This is a genomic window from Nonomuraea purpurea (genome assembly GCF_042650645.1).
Lineage (GTDB): Bacteria > Actinomycetota > Actinomycetes > Streptosporangiales > Streptosporangiaceae > Nonomuraea > Nonomuraea purpurea.
Genome location: NZ_JBHSBI010000005.1, coordinates 1 through 17,126 on the forward strand (window position 1 = coordinate 1; position 17,126 = coordinate 17,126).

The 17,126-nt window shown below is 66.2% G+C and carries 21 protein-coding genes and 2 pseudogenes; 13 read left to right on the plus strand and 10 right to left on the minus strand.

Annotated elements, in window-relative coordinates:
* Positions 1-583, minus strand: a 583-nt coding sequence (locus ACFOY2_RS11150) for a transposase family protein (RefSeq protein WP_379527892.1), incomplete at its 3' end; no start/stop codon positions are given.
* A gap of 185 nt (positions 584-768) precedes the next feature.
* On the opposite strand from ACFOY2_RS11150, the gene ACFOY2_RS11155 reads away from it, so the two are divergent.
* Positions 769-993 carry a DUF397 domain-containing protein gene (locus ACFOY2_RS11155; protein WP_379527893.1) on the plus strand — a complete coding sequence of 75 codons (225 nt, stop codon included), beginning with the start codon at positions 769-771 and terminating at the stop codon, positions 991-993.
* Positions 994-1,201: 208 nt separating this feature from the next.
* Positions 1,202-2,080 (plus strand): Scr1 family TA system antitoxin-like transcriptional regulator, encoded by an 879-nt coding sequence (locus tag ACFOY2_RS11160; protein ID WP_379527894.1) that lies wholly within the window; start codon positions 1,202-1,204, stop codon positions 2,078-2,080.
* On the opposite strand, the gene ACFOY2_RS11165 is transcribed toward ACFOY2_RS11160, so the two are convergent.
* Positions 2,065-2,931, minus strand: coding sequence for a DUF6879 family protein (locus ACFOY2_RS11165; RefSeq protein ID WP_379527895.1), 867 nt, complete (start codon positions 2,929-2,931; stop codon positions 2,065-2,067). The genes ACFOY2_RS11160 and ACFOY2_RS11165 overlap by 16 nt on opposite strands.
* Before the next feature lie 171 nt (positions 2,932-3,102).
* Between ACFOY2_RS11165 and ACFOY2_RS11170 the strand changes: the two genes are divergently transcribed.
* The 8 genes and pseudogenes from ACFOY2_RS11170 to ACFOY2_RS11205 all read left to right on the plus strand — a co-directional run bounded on the left by ACFOY2_RS11170 (position 3,103) and on the right by ACFOY2_RS11205 (position 8,409).
* Positions 3,103-3,231 (plus strand): hypothetical protein, encoded by a 129-nt coding sequence (locus ACFOY2_RS11170; protein WP_379527896.1) that lies wholly within the window; start codon positions 3,103-3,105, stop codon positions 3,229-3,231.
* Positions 3,228-4,331, plus strand: a complete 1,104-nt coding sequence (locus tag ACFOY2_RS11175) for a methyltransferase domain-containing protein (RefSeq protein ID WP_379527897.1) — start codon at positions 3,228-3,230, stop codon at positions 4,329-4,331. Before ACFOY2_RS11170 ends, ACFOY2_RS11175 begins: the two co-directional genes overlap by 4 nt.
* A gap of 128 nt (positions 4,332-4,459) precedes the next feature.
* Positions 4,460-4,684, plus strand: coding sequence for a DUF397 domain-containing protein (locus ACFOY2_RS11180; protein ID WP_379527898.1), 225 nt, complete (start codon positions 4,460-4,462; stop codon positions 4,682-4,684).
* Positions 4,685-5,290: 606 nt separating this feature from the next.
* A complete protein-coding gene (locus tag ACFOY2_RS11185) occupies positions 5,291-6,010 on the plus strand; it encodes a methyltransferase domain-containing protein (protein WP_379527899.1) in 720 nt (239 codons plus the stop codon).
* 552 nt (positions 6,011-6,562) lie between these two features.
* Positions 6,563-6,664: pseudogene (locus ACFOY2_RS11190) on the plus strand (transposase); the annotation flags it as partial.
* A gap of 59 nt (positions 6,665-6,723) precedes the next feature.
* Positions 6,724-7,221 carry an Imm21 family immunity protein gene (locus tag ACFOY2_RS11195; protein ID WP_379527900.1) on the plus strand — a complete coding sequence of 166 codons (498 nt, stop codon included), beginning with the start codon at positions 6,724-6,726 and terminating at the stop codon, positions 7,219-7,221.
* A 21-nt stretch (positions 7,222-7,242) separates the two neighbouring features.
* Positions 7,243-7,308, plus strand: a pseudogene (locus ACFOY2_RS11200) (DUF397 domain-containing protein); the annotation flags it as partial.
* Between the two features lie 321 nt (positions 7,309-7,629).
* On the plus strand, positions 7,630-8,409 hold the full coding sequence (locus ACFOY2_RS11205) for a hypothetical protein (RefSeq protein ID WP_379527901.1): 780 nt from the start codon (positions 7,630-7,632) through the stop codon (positions 8,407-8,409).
* A 177-nt stretch (positions 8,410-8,586) separates the two neighbouring features.
* On the opposite strand, the gene ACFOY2_RS11210 is transcribed toward ACFOY2_RS11205, so the two are convergent.
* The 3 genes from ACFOY2_RS11210 to ACFOY2_RS11220 form a co-directional block, all read right to left on the minus strand.
* Positions 8,587-9,405: a DUF899 domain-containing protein gene (locus tag ACFOY2_RS11210; protein ID WP_379527902.1), complete on the minus strand. Its 819-nt coding sequence runs from the start codon at positions 9,403-9,405 to the stop codon at positions 8,587-8,589.
* Positions 9,406-9,473: 68 nt separating this feature from the next.
* Entirely contained in the window at positions 9,474-9,716 is a 243-nt protein-coding gene (locus ACFOY2_RS11215; protein WP_379527903.1) for a hypothetical protein, read from the minus strand.
* Between the two features lie 240 nt (positions 9,717-9,956).
* A complete protein-coding gene (locus tag ACFOY2_RS11220) occupies positions 9,957-10,292 on the minus strand; it encodes a helix-turn-helix domain-containing protein (protein ID WP_379527904.1) in 336 nt (111 codons plus the stop codon).
* A gap of 234 nt (positions 10,293-10,526) precedes the next feature.
* Between ACFOY2_RS11220 and ACFOY2_RS11225 the strand changes: the two genes are divergently transcribed.
* Positions 10,527-10,736: a hypothetical protein gene (locus tag ACFOY2_RS11225; RefSeq protein WP_379527905.1), complete on the plus strand. Its 210-nt coding sequence runs from the start codon at positions 10,527-10,529 to the stop codon at positions 10,734-10,736.
* Between the two features lie 305 nt (positions 10,737-11,041).
* Here ACFOY2_RS11225 and ACFOY2_RS11230 read toward each other — a convergent pair whose 3' ends face one another.
* The gene (locus ACFOY2_RS11230) at positions 11,042-11,368 is read right to left on the minus strand and encodes a rhodanese-like domain-containing protein (protein ID WP_379527906.1); all 327 of its coding nucleotides are present in this window, start codon (positions 11,366-11,368) and stop codon (positions 11,042-11,044) included.
* Between the two features lie 36 nt (positions 11,369-11,404).
* Between ACFOY2_RS11230 and ACFOY2_RS11235 the strand changes: the two genes are divergently transcribed.
* Positions 11,405-12,034 carry a TetR/AcrR family transcriptional regulator gene (locus ACFOY2_RS11235; protein WP_379527907.1) on the plus strand — a complete coding sequence of 210 codons (630 nt, stop codon included), beginning with the start codon at positions 11,405-11,407 and terminating at the stop codon, positions 12,032-12,034.
* Positions 12,035-12,275: 241 nt separating this feature from the next.
* On the opposite strand, the gene ACFOY2_RS11240 is transcribed toward ACFOY2_RS11235, so the two are convergent.
* Together ACFOY2_RS11240 and ACFOY2_RS11245 are read right to left on the minus strand one after the other, a co-directional pair.
* Positions 12,276-13,013, minus strand: coding sequence for a hypothetical protein (locus ACFOY2_RS11240; protein ID WP_379527908.1), 738 nt, complete (start codon positions 13,011-13,013; stop codon positions 12,276-12,278).
* 62 nt (positions 13,014-13,075) lie between these two features.
* Positions 13,076-13,225 carry a hypothetical protein gene (locus tag ACFOY2_RS11245; protein WP_379527909.1) on the minus strand — a complete coding sequence of 50 codons (150 nt, stop codon included), beginning with the start codon at positions 13,223-13,225 and terminating at the stop codon, positions 13,076-13,078.
* A 637-nt stretch (positions 13,226-13,862) separates the two neighbouring features.
* On the opposite strand from ACFOY2_RS11245, the gene ACFOY2_RS11250 reads away from it, so the two are divergent.
* Positions 13,863-14,084: a hypothetical protein gene (locus tag ACFOY2_RS11250; protein ID WP_379527910.1), complete on the plus strand. Its 222-nt coding sequence runs from the start codon at positions 13,863-13,865 to the stop codon at positions 14,082-14,084.
* A 24-nt stretch (positions 14,085-14,108) separates the two neighbouring features.
* Here ACFOY2_RS11250 and ACFOY2_RS11255 read toward each other — a convergent pair whose 3' ends face one another.
* Together ACFOY2_RS11255 and ACFOY2_RS11260 are read right to left on the minus strand one after the other, a co-directional pair.
* Positions 14,109-15,551, minus strand: a complete 1,443-nt coding sequence (locus tag ACFOY2_RS11255) for a serine/threonine-protein kinase (RefSeq protein WP_379527911.1) — start codon at positions 15,549-15,551, stop codon at positions 14,109-14,111.
* Complete coding sequence (locus ACFOY2_RS11260) at positions 15,551-17,014, minus strand: protein kinase domain-containing protein (RefSeq protein ID WP_379527912.1); 1,464 nt, start codon at positions 17,012-17,014, stop codon at positions 15,551-15,553. The genes ACFOY2_RS11255 and ACFOY2_RS11260 overlap by 1 nt, the downstream gene beginning before the upstream one ends.
* Positions 17,015-17,126: the final 112 nt, after the last annotated feature.

Consider the following 17,126-nt stretch of genomic DNA (forward strand, 5'->3'; position numbering starts at 1 on the left):
TGCCGGACAGGTCGACGAAGTTGGTCTCGAACCGCTCCAGCTTGTCCCAGCTGCCGTCTGGGTTCTTGCGCCAGCGGGCCCGTCCGCGGCGGGTCTCGTCGATGCCCAGCACCTGGACCGGCTGCGGTTCGGCCAGCACGGCGTCGGCCAGCGCGGTGAAATGGCGGTGCGTCAACGGCCAGCCCAGCCGGTACTCGCGGCAGGCCGCCGCGACCGAGGCGCCTGAGGCGACGCGGCGCGCTGCGGCTCGGCACAGCCGGCCGGTTACTCGTGCTCGGGGCGGGATCTCAGCGACGGACTCGGTGAACGCCTTGCGCGGACACAGCGCCTCCTTGCACGCGAACTGCCGCTTATGCCAGCGCACGTGCAGTGCTTGTTCTCCATAGGGCAGGTCGCGGGGCCGGGTCGTGCGTCGCTGCCGCACCGATGTGGAGATCACTCCGCACTGCGGGCAGGCTGCCCACTCCTCGGGTCGTTCGATATGCACCACCCGCGCCGATTGCTGCTCATCCTGGGCGACGCGTTCCACCTTGACGACCGTGATTTCCGGCATGCCGAACAGGATCGAAGTACTGTCGTTCACAGCTCGTGGCCCCCGTCACTAACTGTCCTTGATCAACAGCCAGCGTTACGGGGTCACGAGCTCTCGCGTGTCAGGCCACGCCGACACCCTTCCCCCTCAAGATCGAAGAGCTGATATGACAGACTGCGAGCAGAGGCGTACCGTCCAGGCGAATCGCTCACAATGATCAAGGAAACAGCAGAGCAATGGACCGTAAAGACCTGACCGCTGCAGACCTCGCCGGGGCTGCTTGGCGGAAGAGCTCCCTCAGCGGCAATGGCGGCGGGAACTGCGTCGAGGTCGCCACCAACCTCCCCGGGATCATCGCCGTCCGCGACAGCAAGAACCCCAACGGCCCCGCACTCGTCTTCACTCCGGACGAATGGCGGGCCTTCCTCGGCGGCGTCAGGCTCGGCGAATTCAACGAATAGCCTGATCGCTCTCCGTCGATGATCATCGTTGTCGCCAAAGGGGTGCACTGCCGTTTCTGTATCTCGCGCGCAAGCTCCTGGCCGAATCTGGCGTTCAGGAGCTTGCCGCTTTCCCCTGCGGTAATTTATGGAGCATCGCAGAATTGGCTGGGGCCGATGTTCGCCAACCTGACCGTCGGCAGGCGTGCCCTGAGGGAACGTGTGGTCGATGCCAAGCTCACCGTCATCATCGGCCCAGGAAGCCAGGCGGCGCCTCGCCGCCCAGCTCCGCGACTTGCGTGCGGAGGCACGCATCACTGGCCGGGAGTTCGCCCAACGTGCGGGTTGGGCCGACGCGACGACCGTCACAAAGATCGAGAACGCGCGGCGAACGATCACTCCTGACCACATTCGCCTGTGGTGCCGCATCTGTGGCGCGTCCGGGCAGCGCGAAGCCGAACTCCTCGCCGAGCAGCGCATGGTGATCCAGATGTGGATCAGCTATCGGGAGCTGGGATGGCGGGTGGGGTTGAACGCCACGCAGAAGATGGGTACCGGAGACCTCTTCGAGCGGCTCTCCGTCTTCCGCAGCTATCAGACGAAGCTGCCGCACGGGCTCTTGCAGACGCAGGCGTTCATGACAGGTGTGCTGCTCGGCGTCCGCGAGGAGCGGCATGTGGAGGTCGATGACGTGGCCGAAGCCGTCGCCGAACGCATGAGCAGGCAGCGGTTCCTGCGCACCCATCGGCGGTTCCTGTTCATCGTGGAAGAAGCCGTTCTGCGCTACTCCATGTTCAGCCACCGGACGCATCGCGAGCAGTTACAGCATCTCCTGCAGGTGATGGGCTGGCCGTCGATCTCCTTCGGCGTCATCCCGATGAGTGCCGATCGAAGCGGATACAGAGTTCGGGAGTCCTTCGAGCTCGTGGACGACGACAAGGCGACGATCGAGCTGATCAGCGGTTTCCTGTCACTCACGCACTCTGACGAGGTCGCGATGTACGCCGAGGCTTGGGACCGTCTGGCGGCCTTGGCCGTTCACGGCGACCAGGCCCGCGCCCTGGTGCTGTCGGCGCTGGCCGCATTCGACGATCAGGAGGATTTGTAGTCGGCGTGTGGGGTGGCCCGCTCCCAGGCGATCTCAAACGCGCCGACGATGTCGCGGATCACCCGCGGATCGGAGCTGAAGGTGTAGTGCCTCGGGTTGGTGCCGTCACCGCGCTGGAAGTTCCATCGGATCACCCGGTGATCGAACACCCAGCAGTCGGCGCCGGGCAGCATGAGGTCTGCCGCCTTGGTGCGTGGTAGCCACCGGATGTCTTCGCCCGCCTTGACGTTGGTGTCGGTGAGCGCATGCTCCCACTTGATGTACTCGCTCAGCGGCTCGGAGACGATCCGGACGCGCCGCCATCGAACACCGCGTGCTGCGGACTCACGTACCAGGTCCAGATGGTTGGACCAGTCGTAGGAGGAGGCGTCGCCGGTCTGTTGCCACTCGGCGAAGCCCTGCTCTGTCTCGTCGTAGGAGTCGCGCATCTCGAAGCGGATCAGGGATCGCTGTGTCGCAGCCAGGAGGGTGGCGAAATCATGCTGTCCCGGACCCTGCCGGCCCTCCTCGAAGCTGTCGTCGATTGCCTCCCGGATCGCTGGAAACAGCCGATCGGGAACCCAGATATCCGTCTCGTCCTCGCCCTTGCCGACGTCCTGGCCGAACCTGGAGACGAGGGCCGAATCCTCCACTGTCTTGCCGCGGATGTAGATGCCGCCCGGCGCGCTCCATACGGCGGGGCATTCGGACTGATTCGATGTGGGGTCGCCGCCGACGAAGGCGACCTCGGAAGGGCCGGGAAAGGTCATCGCGTCTCCAGCGCTCGGAGTGCCGTCAGGTAGACCTTCACTCACCGCTTTCACCTCGGTCAATGAGGATGAGGTGCCAATCCTTGCCAATTCTCTGGCCACAGTGCGTGATGAAGCGTCACCTTCGGTATATGACCTCGCAAGCCGTCGAGACCACCCGTGTAGTGCGTCAAGGAGTGGGATCTGCTGCGGCCCTCATGTGTGTGAAGTCAGCTGAACGGCGATGCGGGGACATCACCAACACATAGTGTCGAAACAAGTCGAAGGGGGCCCATGATGGGCAAGCACGAGGACGACGAGAAGCCCAGCGACAAGCCGTTGCCCAAGACGGAGCCGTCGCAGAACGGCCAGCAGCCGGGCGGCAAAGGTGACGGGGCGCACGGCGGCGGAGAGAAGAAGTGACCAACCTGATCGAACAGATCACCGGGGCGTTCGAGCCCCTGGGAAGTCGCTGGATGAAAGCGCTGCACGCCAACCCACGCGGCCTTTTTGTCCCCGACCAGGCATGGGTGCAGCCGGAAGACGACCACGGCTACCTCCTCGATCGCACCACGGATGCGGCGGCATGGGAGAAAGCCGTCAACTCCGACATTCCGATCATCACCCAGATCGACGATGGCGCAACACCGGTCGCGCAAGGCGGCGGCCTGTACACCTCCTCCTGCTCGATGCCCTCGATCGTCGCCGCCCAGCTCGAGCTGCTCGGCCTGTACGAGGATGACGACGTTCTCGAAGTGGGCACGGGCACCGGTTGGACGGCCGCGCTGATCGACAGCTATGTCGGAGAGGGCCAGGTGACCAGCATCGAGGTGGACATCGATGTCCACCGGCGAGCACAGGCCAACCTCGCCAGGGCCGGGCGTGACGTCCGGCTCATCCACGGTGATGGGACCCTCGGCCATCCCGACGGCCGTCCGTACGACGCTGTCCATGTCACGGTCGGCGTGGCGGAAGCGTCACTGGCGTGGGTCGAGCAGACGCGGCCCGGCGGCACAATCGTGTTCCCGTGGATGCCTGCCTGGAGGCCGGGCGCGTTCGTGGCGTTGCGCGCGCTCGGCGACGGCACGGCGGCCGGACGTATCGGCACCGGCTGCTCGTTCATGATGCTGCGCGGCCAGCGGACCTCGGAGCTGCGAGGGCTCGGTGAGGACGTACGGGAGCGAGTCGCCCGCGTCGATCCGCGACGGCTCGCTGGTGAGTGGGCGGCCGGCATCTTTGTGTCGGCGATGCTTCCCGGCGTCGTGTGCACCATCGGGACCGGCGGCTCGTTCGTGCTGTGGGCCCACACCGACACCTCAGCGGCCTGTGTGGGCTGGAGCAAAGCAGCCGGAGACTGGCTGGTGGAATGCAGCGGTGATCGCGACCTGTACGCCGAAGCCGAGGAGGCATTCCTGCGCTGGTTGTCGTGGGGCAGTCCGGCCGCAGAGCGTTTCGGCTACACCTGCACGCCGGCGGGCGACGTTGTCTGGGTCGACCACCCCGGGCGGCTCGTCAGTCTCTGACAGAGACAATCCGCTGGTTTTGCGGGTTCTTCGTTGTTTCACCGGCGGGTAGCAAGCCCTGTCAGACTGCGAGCAGAGGCGTACCGTCCAGGCGAATCGCTCAAAATGATCAAGGAAGCAGTAGAGCAGTGGACCGTAAAGACCTGACCGCTGCAGACCTCGCCGGGGCTGCTTGGCGGAAGAGCATACTCAGTGGAAATAACGGCGGGAACTGCGTAGAGGTCGCCACCAACCTGCCCGGGATCATCGCCGTCCGCGACAGCAAGAACCCCAATGGCCCCGCACTCGTCTTCGCCCCAGGCGAATGGCGGGCCTTCCTCGGTGGCGTCAGACTCGGCGAATTCAACGAATAGCCTGATGGGTCTCTGGCAGCAACACTTGTCATCGCCTCATGGGGCGTGCTGCCGTTTCCATATCTCGCTTACAAGCGCCTGACCGTCTCTCGTGGTCAGGCGCTTGCCGCTTTCTCTGCCAGGACGCAGGTCCGTCTTCCGTCATATGCGCGCCCGGAAAACTGGGGTGTCCCTTCGCCCGGTGGAGCGTCCGCAAGTTCGCCGACTACCTGGCCGACAACCCCGCCCGGCGTAATAACCGATGCCACGCCGCCGCGACGAACGCGTCATACTCCGATCGATCTGTCATCCCGAGGAGTGCCGATCGGGGCGGATACAGAGTGCGGGAGTCCTTCGAGTTCGTGGGCGACGATCGAGCTGATCAGCAGCTTCCTGTCGTTCATTCACCCTGACGAGGTCGCACTGGATGAGTAAGGGATGCACATGAGTTGGCAATCATGCGCCGCACAGCTCGCGACGGGGGTGACGCCAGCGGGGTCGCGCTGGCGGGAGCCGGTTGTGTCCACGCCTCGGCATCTGTTCGTGCCCCGCTGGTGGGACACACCCCCCGGAGCCGATTTCGGGCACTGGGAACTGCACGACGGTCCGTCCGATGCTGAGAGCTGGTTGGCGGCGGCGTACAGCGATCAAACGCTGATCACGCAGGTCGCGGGCAAGCATGCCGATCATGCGCACTTCGGCGACGTCGTGTCGGGGCGTCCGACGTCGTCGGCCACTCTGCCGAGCCTGGTGGTTCGTATGCTGCGGCACGGTGAGATCTACGACGGGGCACGGGTGCTCGACGTAGGAACAGGATCGGGCTACAGCGCGGCGCTGTTGTCACGGTTGCTCGGAGATGGCCGGGTGACCAGCATCGACGTGGACCCGTACCCGGTGGAGGCGGCTGCGGCCCGTCTGGATGCGATCGGTCTGCATCCCAAACTGGTCGCCTGCGACGCCACCGGCCCGCTGCCGGGGGAGTTCGATCGGATCGTGTCGATGGTGTCGGTACGCCCGATCCCGCCGAGTTGGCTGGCGGCCCTGAAACCGGGCGGACGGCTCGTCACCGTGATCGCGAACACCTCCTTGATCGTGACGGCTGTCAAGACCGCGGACGGTAAGGCGGTGGGGCACATCGCGCGGGACTGGGCGATGTTCATGCCCACGCGTTCCGGAGGTGACTATCCCCCGAGGTCGCATGAGCTGTTCGACCTCGCGCGGGAGCAACGGGGCGAGCAGGTGAGCCGGGGCCGCTTTCCGGTCGTGGACACCGGAGGCGCGTGGGAGCTCCGTTCCATGCTGGAGGTCATTACCTCCGGTGGGATCGAGCATGATTTTGAAGGGTGAGGACGGGCGGCGGACGGCGTGGCTGGTGCACGCGGATGGGTCCTGGGCGAGGGCCGGCGCACACGGGGCCGAATTGCCGGAGGTTCACCAGGGTGGTCCGCGCCGGCTGTGGGACGTCGTCGATGACATCCGTGAATACTGGCTGGTCAACGGGGCGCTACCGCTGTATGGGGCGCGGGTGTTCATTCAGCCGGACGGTGCTGTTCGGGTGGCCCGAGCCGGTTGGCGCAAAGTCATTCGGTGACGGGTCTGCCGCTTCCCGTCGTCGAATGACCAGTTGATGGAACCTGTTAATTGCGGCATACCTCATCTGCGCTTCGCTGGAAAGCAAACGACCAGGGCAGCTGAGCGTTCCTGAGGATCGCTCCTGGCACTATGAGGGGCATCAGGCTGTGTACGTTCGCGTACCCATCTCCAGGCCCGAAACTGTACCTCGACACACGCGAAGCTCAGCGCCTGGGCGGACCGTCCCCGCGTGTCTGGGGAGCACACGAGGTAGGTGTCCGTTCGGGCGTTGAACGGCGGACCATCCCCAAGGGTGGTTGACGAGACCGCCGCCGCACCGACGTCATCGGCATCTCCCCGCACCGGGACACGATCATCCGTCTGGTCGGCCCGGTGCTGGCCGTGCGGCACGACGAGTGGACCGAGGGTGGGTTCGCCAGATGGCCCCACTAATGAAAAAATATACGATGCCTTCGAATGGTAATAGCGTGAAGTGGATCGAGGCCACGGGTGGGCCATTCGTGCTCGTCGCGCTTGATGATGTTTCCCTCTGGACAGGGCATCGGGGCGACTACCAGCAGGCTTGCGAAGTGGATGGAGCTACAGGGTTTGTCGGTTTTGGCGACCCTGAGCGTCAGCGAACGGCCCTCATCTTGTGGGACGAGCCTCTACGAACCGCATATCTGCCAGAGCATCAAGCCTTTATGCAATGGCTGTATGCGGATTTAGAAGATGAGCTAATCCAAATGGTTAATTCTCAAATTTCGTTGGCCGCATGGAAGGACGGGCCGTCAATCGGGGTGCGTGATACAGTCATACTGTTCGATGCAGCAATGCCCGGAATAGAACTGACCTCAGACGACTCTCTAGAAATTCAACTGAGGCGCGGAGTGTATCGAGTCCGGACGGCCGACATTGAGTCTGGAGGTCGTCAGGCGGCACGAGTCCATCAACTTATTAGGCTGCTCGGATGGGAATTCTGCTGATGGACACTCAGCGGAAATAGCGGAGGGAACTGTGTCGAGGTCGCCACCAACCTGCCCGGGATCATCGCCGTCCGCGACAGCAAGAGCCCAACGGCCCCGCTGCCGTTTCCGTATCTCGCTCACAAACGCTTGCCTGTATCTAATGGTCAGGCGCTTGCGCTTTCTCTGCCACGACACAAGTACTCACGAGTGCTGCCGGTGCACATCCGGGGCCGGTTTCCCCTTCTCCATCCTGGCTTTTCCCGAGGTCTACGATCCCGACATGGTGACGAGCTGTGGATTGAGGACGACAGTGAGGTTCATCGCTATAGCCTCGTCTTCGACCAACTGCGTGTGATAACCGTGGGGGAGGCGACGAACATGACCATGGCAGTTCCTCGTAGGCCGAGTCCGTACCTTGCGGCGCTGATGACGCTGGTGCTGACGATCGCTGTTTCTGCCTGTACGCCGGACCCGGCGACAGCCCTTTCGTGTGCGCGCCTAAGGATGGTCGCGCTCAACTCCTTCGCCATCACCCATGGCGATTATGAGCTGAACAGCGGCACAGCCATCGCCGGAGCCGCCTGTGAAGACGGGGCTTTGCCCATAGAGCTCGGACCCCGTAGCGCGATGACTGAAGCTCCACGGTGGTCCGGTGAGATCCGATGGGGGAATGTAGGCGAGGTCCTGGCACCGGAGACGCTACCTTGGCGGCTCACCTCGATATTGAGCGCGGCCAGTGGGGCGACATCCGTAAGCGACGGCCTGGACAATCAGGAGGCATTGCTCGAAGCCATCCCAGCCGACACGCCCGTCCAGGTCTTCGTTCTCTTGGCCGAGCCGCTCAGGGAGAAAGAGGTACGAGCTCTCTGGCCACACCCACGCAGCGTGCTGGTGGCGCCCGACCAGCCGTTGATTTGGGATGCGCCGATACTGTGCGGCTACAGAGGATTCGACACGTGTCAGTTCGCCGCCAATCCCGAGCCGCTCACCGCCCAATTCAGAAAATGGGTTAGCCTGTTGCAGGAGAATGACGAGCAATTGCTCGGCCAATTTCATCTCAAGCTCGAGAATTTGCGGATGTACGCAAGAGGCGGCCTCATCTACGGATTCACCACCCGAAATCTTCCCGGCCCAATTCGAGGCATTGCCCGGGATTCCCGCATCCGAAAAGTCTATGTGGTTGATGCCGATTTGCCTCGTCTGTGAAGGGACCCACGATAGGCAAGGCACAAGAACACAACCAGCCGGTACTCTTGGGAGGCGAGTCGCGCCAAGACATTTGCCGCCCAGACGAGGATGTCATCAACGCGTGAGGCTGACGGCATCAGGAACCATCGCCAGCGATCCAAAGCGCTTTGGGCCAAGGCACCTGACCTCGATGATTCACGGGTTTGGGTGGTGGTGGCCGCTTCGGCCGAGGGTCTCCACGGGGGTCGCGCCGGGGCGGGTCCACTGCGGTACGGGGCGGCTGGTCGGGCCCCAGGTGGCGTTCCCGTCCGCGTCCGAGCGCCAGCACCAGCACGGGCTGCGCCCCTCGGGCCAGCCCTCCGGGTTGTCCTCCCACGCCTCGCCGCGGCCGTAGGGCGTCATGTCGAGCAGGCCCAGGGACCCGTTGACCCGCTCGTTGCCACGGCCCGTCGTGGAGTAGGTGAGGAACACGCGGTCGCCGTCGCGCAGGAAGCAGGTGATGTGACCCATGTTGCCGCCGACCGGCGCGTCCACGTCGCGCACCGAGTACCAGGGCTGGGTGTAGCCCATGAACTCGACGTAGGAGGCCACCTCGTCCCAGCGGCCCGTGGTCAGGATGGCGAACGAGACGCCGCGGGCGTTGAGGTAGACGGCGTCCTTCAGGTGCCAGGCCGTGGTGGTGCAGCCCTCGCACTGCCCCTGGTGCGGAGCCCCGTCGTGCCACATGTGCTTGTAGACCACGAGTTCGTCGCGGCCCTGGAACAAGTCCAGGAACGGGACCGGGCCGTCGGGCCCGACGACCTCGACCGTCCCGTCGAGCTCCACCATCGGCAGCCGGCGGCGGGCCGCGGCGATGGCGTCGCCCTCGCGGGTGTGGGCCTTCTCGCGGACCAGAAGCTCGTCACGGGCGGCCTGCCAGGTGGCCAGGTCGACCACGGGCGGGCGGCCGGGTAGCGCGGTGGCCGGGTTGTCGGGCGTGGTCGTCATGGTGTCCTCCGTGGTGTCGGGCCGCATCCTACGACGGTCACCAGAACAGACTCGCGACCCGGCCGGAACTCATCGCGGCAGGGGGCGCCCCGCGGTCAGGGAGTGGTTTGACCGCGCTCGACGGCTCCGGACGGCGCGGCAGTCCCGGCGGACGGGCGGTCGTAGATGCCGATCGCCCACTCGCCGGGCCGCTCGCCGACCGCCTCCGAGAGACGTTCGCGCACGTCCCGGTGGGAAAGCGCGACACCAGCGGCCTGCTCGTCGCACGTCGCCGACCTGGCCGTCAGCCTGGACATGCCCACACCGTTGGTGCCCGCGGAGGCCGCCGATGCGGTCACCGTCTGCCTCACCCGCATCGCCGTGGCCCGTCATGGCTTCCTGCCGGTGATGCGGGCCTTGTCCCGACGCGAACGCGCCGCTGATCCGATCGCAGCGTTCTGACCGGCGCAGACCGAGCGCCTGGAACGGAAGCAGACTATGCACGGCTGCAAGGGGGCAGCCCTTGGTCTGACCCGAGCAGAACTTAAACGACAAGCTTCACTGGGAACGCGGGGCCAGGATGCCGAAGGCTGTTCGCGTTATGCGGCGTGGGTGTCGGTGCCGCGTAGGATGTACAGGTCATCGCCGAACACGGCCGAGATCTGGAGTTGCCCGCCCAGGGCCTGCACATAGCGGGCGATGGCCTCGACGGTGAACACCTCACCGCGTTCGATCTGGGAGACCCGGCTCTTGGTCACTCCCATCAGGTCAGCGAGCTCGGTCTGTGACAGGCCCAGGCTCTTGCGCCGTTCGGCCAGCCGGTGGCCGTCGATGTAGGCCTGATTACGCCGCCCTGCCTCAGCCACGGCCTCCTCGCCGCCGGAGGTAGCCACGATGTCGGCGCGGACGTTGCTCCACTTGGGAAAATTCGTCATCGGTCCTTCTCCTCCGCTTCGCGTTCGGTCAGGTACTCCGCATACAGCTCTTCGGCGCGAGGGATGGCGCGCCGATACCAGCCCGACCAGTCACCATACGGGGCCGAGTCGCCGATTCTGGCAGCTATCCGGGGCGGGGAGAGTCAGGGCGGAGCTCTCGGTGGAAACGAGGGTCGAACCTGAGACTGATCAAAGCGCCTGGTCGGCGCGGGCGTGCGCCGTACACTGGAGAGCATGAACAGGGCCCAGCATGTGCCCTATGTCCTGGAGCAGGACGAGGACGGGATCTGGTGCGCCAGCGCTCAGCTCCGGCCCGGCGTGGGCGCGGTGGGCGACGGCTCCACAGCTGAGGCGGCAGCGGCCGATTTGCGCGAGGCTCTCATCGCCTTGATCGAGGAAGTCGGCTTTTCGCCCGAGGCGGCCGTGACGGTGGATGTCGCCTGATGCCACCAACGGGCGAGCAGGTGAGCCGGGGCCGCTTTCCGGTCGTGGACACCGGAGGCGCCTGGGGGCTCCGTTCCATGCTGGAGGTCATGACCTCCGGTTCATTCAGCCGGATGGTGCTGTTCGAGTGGCCCGAGTCGGTTGGCGCGAAGTCATTCGGTGACGGGTCTGCCGCTTCCCACTGTCGTCTGAACAGACGTGAGAGGCGAGGCCGTCCCCGTCGCCTCGACCCGGCGTGAGGCAGATGTGTGCGACTGCCGGGAGAGGGGCAAAGCTTCATCTCGTCGCCCCTCCCCGGGTGGTGATCAGGCGGATTCGGTGGGGAGGCCGGCGCCGACCCAGTCCTCTATGCCTTCACGGTACTTGCGGACGTTGGTGTAGCCGAGGGCGGTGAGCCGGTCGGCGACCTGTCCGCTGTTGGGGCACGCCGGGTTGGAGCAGTAGGTGACGATCGCGGCGTCGAGTTCGGGGAGCAGGGAGGATGCCAGTTTGTCGACATCGTTCCTGACCAGTGCGACGGCGCCGGGCAGATGCTGCTTTGCGTAGTACTCTCCGCCGAGCGCGTCGACGACGGTCACGGTGCCGGCGTCGATCTCCGCCTTCAGTTCGGTCCGGGTGATGAGTGCGGCCATGTCGCTACCTCCAAGAAATCGGACTATAGTCCGGTTGTGGCTCACGACAATAGCGGACCGCAGTCCGGTTCTGCAATCCCGTTGGAACTGCTGCGCACGCCACCTCCCAAGGAGCGGGTGGACGCGGCACGTAACCGGGCTGCGGTTCTGGAAGCCGCCGCCCGGCTGTTCGCCGAACATGGTGTACAGGCCGTATCCATGGACCAGGTGGCCGCAGCCGCCGGCGTCGGTAAGGGCACTTTGTTCCGCCGGTTCGGCGACAAGTCCGGGTTGGCCGTCGCTCTGCTGGACGCCCGGGAGAGGGCGCTGCAGGAGGCGATCCTGCATGGGCCGCCACCACTCGGCCCCGGGGCGGCAGCCGACGAGCGGCTCACCGCGTTCATCGATGCCTATTTCGACTATCTGTTGGAGCACCTGGATCTGATCCGAATGTCGGAGACCGCGACACCCGGTGCCCGATACCGGATCGGGGCCTACCGGTTCTGGCACCGCCACATGGCGATCCTGCTCGGCGGAACTTCTGACCCCGAACACACCGCCCATGCCGTGCTGGCCGCCTTGTCGGCTGAGCACGTATCCGCACTCCTGCCGGAGCTGGGCGCGGAGCGGATGCGCGCCGGCCTTCTCCGCCTTGCACGTTCAGCGATGCAACTCTCCGGACAGTGAGCCAAGGCTCAGGCCATCCGCGAACCTGCGCCTTCCCGCACGAGTCCTGAGCAGATTCGGCCGCGCGCAGATATGCAGAGGTAGCGCCGCGATTGGCTGGAGTGCCGCCGCGTCCTGGGGCATGAGCCGATGGGCGAACGGTCAGGATCGGCCCGTCCCCAGCCGCCGGGTGAGGAACTGTTCGAACGTCAGCAGTCCCCGGTGCTGCCGGCGCAGGGCCGCGATGTCGGCCTGGAAACTCCTATTGCGGTCGCATCAGTTCGAGGTCTTCGCCCCATGCGTCCAGTACCGCGTCGTGCCCGGCGTGCCGGGCTACTGCCTCGACCTGGGCGAACAGGTGCCGTTGCAGGTCCACGTCTCCCGTGCTCGAAATGCGGTTCACGGCGTCCAGCAGCAGACCGCTGTCCCAGCCGGGCAACGGGTATCGGGCCAGTTCCCACTCCAGGTACTTGTTGTAGGGGCGGGGGCGACGGTCGAGGGCGAAGAGCAGTTCCAGCAGGAACCGGATGCTGTCGGCGGCGTCGAGCCGGGCGGCGAGCAGATGTCCGTCCCGGTCGTTCTTGACCGAGCGGTAGAGAGAGTTGGCGTAAGCGTCGAGCCATTCAGCAGCGTCCCGGAACGCTTCGTCGGCCTCGAGTCGTGCCTTGGCGGCCAGGATCTGGGCGACGCCTCCGTCGAGCCGGTCGAGTACGACCCTGGCGCGGGCGAGGGCGTAGCGCTCGAAGCCCGGCATTCCGGTCGTGCGGAACTCGGTGAGGGGGACGATGGCGAGGTCGAGTTCGGGAGTGCGGTGGCCCGCGAACCGGGTGAGGTCCGTGGTCGTGTCGTCGGCGAGGACGACGTACAGGTCGTGGTCGGAGTGCTCGGTGGGCATGCCGTCGTGGGCGTGTGAGCCCTTGAGGACGAGGCCGACGACGGCGGGGTCGGCGGTGGCGAGTTCGACGAACGCGGGGTAAGTGGGGGGCTGCTGAGTGGGCATCGAGTCCTCTTCGTCCTGAAGGCGCGCAGCTCTGGTGAGACGCACGTCATACCCGGTGCCTATCAGTCGCTGCGAACTGCGCCCTGCCCGCTACAGCGCTTGCACGCCTCCCAGACCACCTTCTGCTCCCTGCTGCCGTCTTTCTTCTCCACGATGATCGTCTTGTGCTCCCCACATGCACCCTTGCACTTCGGGCAGATCATGTGCGGCATGCGCCCTCCTAGAGGAGGATGACGGTTCCCTGTCCTTGACAGCGCCGGCACCTGATCCAGGTGCCGTTCATGTAGGTGCCGCAGGTGCTCCGGCACCGCGGGCACATTCCGTGTGCCAGTTGCCGAACGTCGAACTCTGTCGGAGGGCGGAAGGTCGACCCGAGAGCCGTCCGCGCGTGACCGATCATCGCCATGACCTCAGGAGCCATGCCTTCGGGCAAAGGATCAGGCTGTACCCCGGACCGGTTGATCGTGATGCTCCCCCCGCCTGGAGCGGGAAGGGTGAGCGTTTCGTCTCGGCTGAGCCGGTAGGCGAGAATTTGCACGAGGCAGTCAGCGCGACTGGTCATGACTGCGATCCTAGGGACATACCGAGTCGCTGTCCGGCGGGCGGCTGAGCATCTCCCGGACAACCTCCGGCGACCTGCGCCGTCGCTTGCACACCTGCCCTACTGGCCACACATCCGTCCCTTCGGGTCGCGGTCCATGGAACCGGCAACCGAGTTGCTGCATCGACACGAGACCAGATGGAGCTACCCACTGGATCGCCCCGCCAACAGCGGATCCGGGCCCCCTTTCACCGCCGCGGGACCGGTTCCGAAGAACGGGACAGCCCGCCATGTAGCAGAATGGTCGTGTGACGGAGGTCATCCAGGCCGAGCGCATGCCGGCGACCGGGAAGTTTGTGCGCTGGGGCTCCATCGCCGTCGCGGTGGTCGCGGGCGGCGGCTATCTCGCCATGGCCGCGATCGACGGTGATCTCGGCGGGATCAAACTGCTCGCCCCGAGCGTGTTCCTCCCGCTGGCGATCGTCATCACGCTGCTCACCCCCTCGGCGGGACGCTGGTTCGACCGCTGACACGCGCTTTCATGGCCGCCGCGCTCACTGGGTGGTGAAGGGCGGGCAGATCTCGAAGGCCACTGATCGCTGCACCTGCTGCGGGGTCAGCAGCTTGAAGACGATCCGGTTCCGGCTCGGTGAGTCCAACCCCTGGGGCCCGTAGTGCCTCTGCGTCGAGCTCAGCGGAAGCGCAGGGCTGCGTCCCCTGTCGACGCCGTTGACGATCCACCGGTAGGTGTAGTCGACGGACCCACCGGTGGGCTTGAGCACGGCGTAGACGGTCGTTCCGCTGCTCCAGCATCCCTGACTCAGCTTGGCTCCCTGCATGTGGATCGACACGCTGACTCCACCGCCGGTCCTGGGCTTTGACGTGGTCTGCGTGCGCTTGGGGGCGGTCGATGTCTGGCCTGTGGACTTCGCTGTCGGCTTGGGCTCAGCCGTCGGGGTCGGCTTCGCTGTGGAGGCAGGGCTCGGTTTCTTGGTCTTCTTCCTCGTCGGTGTGGGAGTCGGGGTGGGAGTCGGGGTCGGGGACGAACTCGGGTGAGGGGATGAGTTCGGCTGAGCCGTGATGATTTGTGCCGTCGATGGCGGCCACCACCACACCACCGCCGCGGTGGCCAGGGCCGTGACCGTGGCGCCCCCGATGATCGGCAGAACCAGCAGTCGCTTGCCGCCCTGCCGTGCGGGCTGAGTCTTGTTCCGCCGCCTCGGGCGCGTGGGCGCCGCGCCGCCCAGCAGGCGGAGCAGGACCTCTTCCATGTCAGGCCGGTCCGCCGGGTTTTTGGCCAGACAGTCGAATACGATCTCGCGCAGCGGTGGGGCCAGGTCGCCTGCGTACGGCTCGTCGTTCAGGACACGCTTGATCACTGCCGGCATGGCGTCGTTGCCGAACGGCGGCGTGCCCGTCGCGGCGAAGACGATCACACCGGCCCACGCGAACACGTCGGCCGGTGTCCCCACCGGCGCACCGGCGAGCTGCTCGGGCGCCATGTAGGCGGGGGTGCCGACGATGCTGCTGGTGAGGGTGAGCGAGGTGTCGGTGGCACGGGCGATGCCGAAGTCGATCACACGCGGGCCGCCCGGGCCGAGCAGGACGTTGCCGGGCTTGAAGTCCCGGTGTACCACGCCGGCGCGGTGGATGGCGGCCAGTGCGGTGGCCGTGGCGACCGCCAGCCGTTGCAGGTCGGCGCCCTGGTGGCGGCCGGCCTCCTGGAGCGAGGGGCCTTGGATGTATTCGGTGACGATGTACGGCACACCTCCGAGGGAGGCGTCCAGTACCTGGGCGATGCAGAACGGCTCGACCCGGCGGGCGGCGTCGATCTCCTTGGCCAGCCGCTCGTCCCCGTTCCGCAGCACCTTGACCGCCACCCGCCGCCCCTCCGGGGCCTGGCCCAGGTAGACCACGCCCTGGCCGCCCTCGCCCAGCCGGGACAGGAGCCGATACCGGCCCACGAATTCCGGATCTCCCGGAGCCAGAGGATGCATCAGTTGTCGTCGTCGCAGCTCTCGAAGGTGACGCTGCGCTGGATGCTGATGGGCGAGGTGATCCTCAGCACGACCCGGTGCCTCCCGAGCTCCATGATGGGCCCGTATTGCGGCAGTTGCGTGGCGCTTTCACGCGTTTCCCACTGGGAGGTCTGTACGACCTTGCCGTCCAGGACCCAGGAGTACTTGAAGTCGATGCCCGGCGATCCCTCCACCATGGCCTTGATCAACGTGGCGCCGTAGAGGCACGTGGAGGGCGGGTGCAGATTCCCGATCGCCTCCACCGACAGGATCCGGATGTTCGGCTTGGCCGCGGGCTTGGGTGTGGTTCTCACGGGCGGCCGGCTGGTCGGCCGTTGCGTGGTGGGCCTGTCCGCCGACCGTCGCGTCGTGGGTTTGTCCGCCGGTGGTCGCGTTGCGGGCTTCTTGGTCGCGGGTTTCGTCGTGGAAGGCTGCTTGGCCTTGGTTTTCGTGGCCTTGGGTGTTGTGGTCTCGGGTTTCGTGGTGACCGGCTGGGCCAGGGCGGACGGGGTCGGGCTTGGGCTGCCGGAGGACATCGCGAGCGTCGCGGTGGAGGCGATTGCGGCGATGGCGACCGCTCCGGCCATGGCCACCACCGCCTTGCGCCGGCCCGGCGCGGGCCGCCGGCGGCGTGAGGCGGTCGCCGGCCACGATTCGCCGGTCGCCGCTGCCCCACCGCCCAGCAGGCGCAACATCACATCCTGCATCGTCGGCCGATCGGCGGGATTCTTGGCCAGGCACTGCAAGGCGATGCCGCGCAGCGGTTGCGGGAGGTCGGCGAGCTGGGGTGCGTTGTGCAGGATGCGGTTGATCACCGCGGGCAGCGAGTCCTGGCCGAACGGCGGCGAACCCGTGGCGGCGAAGACGATCACCGAGGCCCAGGCGAACACGTCGGTTGCCGGGCCGATCGGCTCGCCGGCGAGTTGCTCGGGCGCCATGTAGGCGGGGGTGCCGACGATGCTGCTGGTGGCCGTTTGGGCCTGGTCCATCGTGCGGGCGATGCCGAAGTCGATGACCCGCGGGCCGTCCGGGCCGAGCAGGACGTTGCCGGGTTTGAAGTCCCGGTGTACCACGCCGGCGCGGTGGATGGCGGCCAGCGCGGTGGCCGTGGCCACCGCCAGCCGTTGCAGGTCGGCGCCCTGGTGGCGGCCGGCCTCCTGGAGCGAGGGACCTTGGACGTATTCGGTGACGATGTACGGCAGGCCGTCCAGCGAGGCGTCCAGCACCTGGGCGATGCAGAACGGCTCGACCCGGCGGGCGGCGTCGATCTCCTTGGCCAGCCGCTCGTCCCTGGTCCGCAGCACCTTGACCGCCACCGGTCTGCCGTCACCTGCTTGGCCGAGGTAGACGACACCCTGCCCGCCCTGGCCCAGCCGGCCGATCAGACGGTACGCGCCGACCCCCGGGGGGTCGCCCTGCTGGAGCGGTTCGACATTCGACATGACGAGAGTGGCTCCAGGGACGAGTGCGACGATCTCAGCACCCTAGCTACCAAGAAACGAATTTGTCGGCTATATCGAGAAATGTTGCGCTACAGGGCCTGGCTTTCCGCTC

Bases quoted from the DNA above. Each gene is read 5' to 3' on its own strand.
- ACFOY2_RS11155 (WP_379527893.1), top strand. From the start codon at position 769: ATGGACCGTAAAGACCTGACCGCTGCAGACCTCGCCGGGGCTGCTTGG.
- ACFOY2_RS11160 (WP_379527894.1), top strand. From the start codon at position 1,202: ATGCCAAGCTCACCGTCATCATCGGCCCAGGAAGCCAGGCGGCGCCTC.
- ACFOY2_RS11170 (WP_379527896.1), top strand. From the start codon at position 3,103: ATGATGGGCAAGCACGAGGACGACGAGAAGCCCAGCGACAAGCCGTTG.
- ACFOY2_RS11205 (WP_379527901.1), top strand. From the start codon at position 7,630: ATGACGCTGGTGCTGACGATCGCTGTTTCTGCCTGTACGCCGGACCCG.
- ACFOY2_RS11210 (WP_379527902.1), bottom strand. From the start codon at position 9,405: ATGCGGCCCGACACCACGGAGGACACCATGACGACCACGCCCGACAAC.
- ACFOY2_RS11220 (WP_379527904.1), bottom strand. From the start codon at position 10,292: ATGACGAATTTTCCCAAGTGGAGCAACGTCCGCGCCGACATCGTGGCT.
- ACFOY2_RS11225 (WP_379527905.1), top strand. From the start codon at position 10,527: ATGAACAGGGCCCAGCATGTGCCCTATGTCCTGGAGCAGGACGAGGAC.
- ACFOY2_RS11230 (WP_379527906.1), bottom strand. From the start codon at position 11,368: ATGGCCGCACTCATCACCCGGACCGAACTGAAGGCGGAGATCGACGCC.
- ACFOY2_RS11240 (WP_379527908.1), bottom strand. From the start codon at position 13,013: ATGCCCACTCAGCAGCCCCCCACTTACCCCGCGTTCGTCGAACTCGCC.
- ACFOY2_RS11245 (WP_379527909.1), bottom strand. From the start codon at position 13,225: ATGCCGCACATGATCTGCCCGAAGTGCAAGGGTGCATGTGGGGAGCAC.
- ACFOY2_RS11255 (WP_379527911.1), bottom strand. From the start codon at position 15,551: ATGCATCCTCTGGCTCCGGGAGATCCGGAATTCGTGGGCCGGTATCGG.
- ACFOY2_RS11260 (WP_379527912.1), bottom strand. From the start codon at position 17,014: ATGTCGAATGTCGAACCGCTCCAGCAGGGCGACCCCCCGGGGGTCGGC.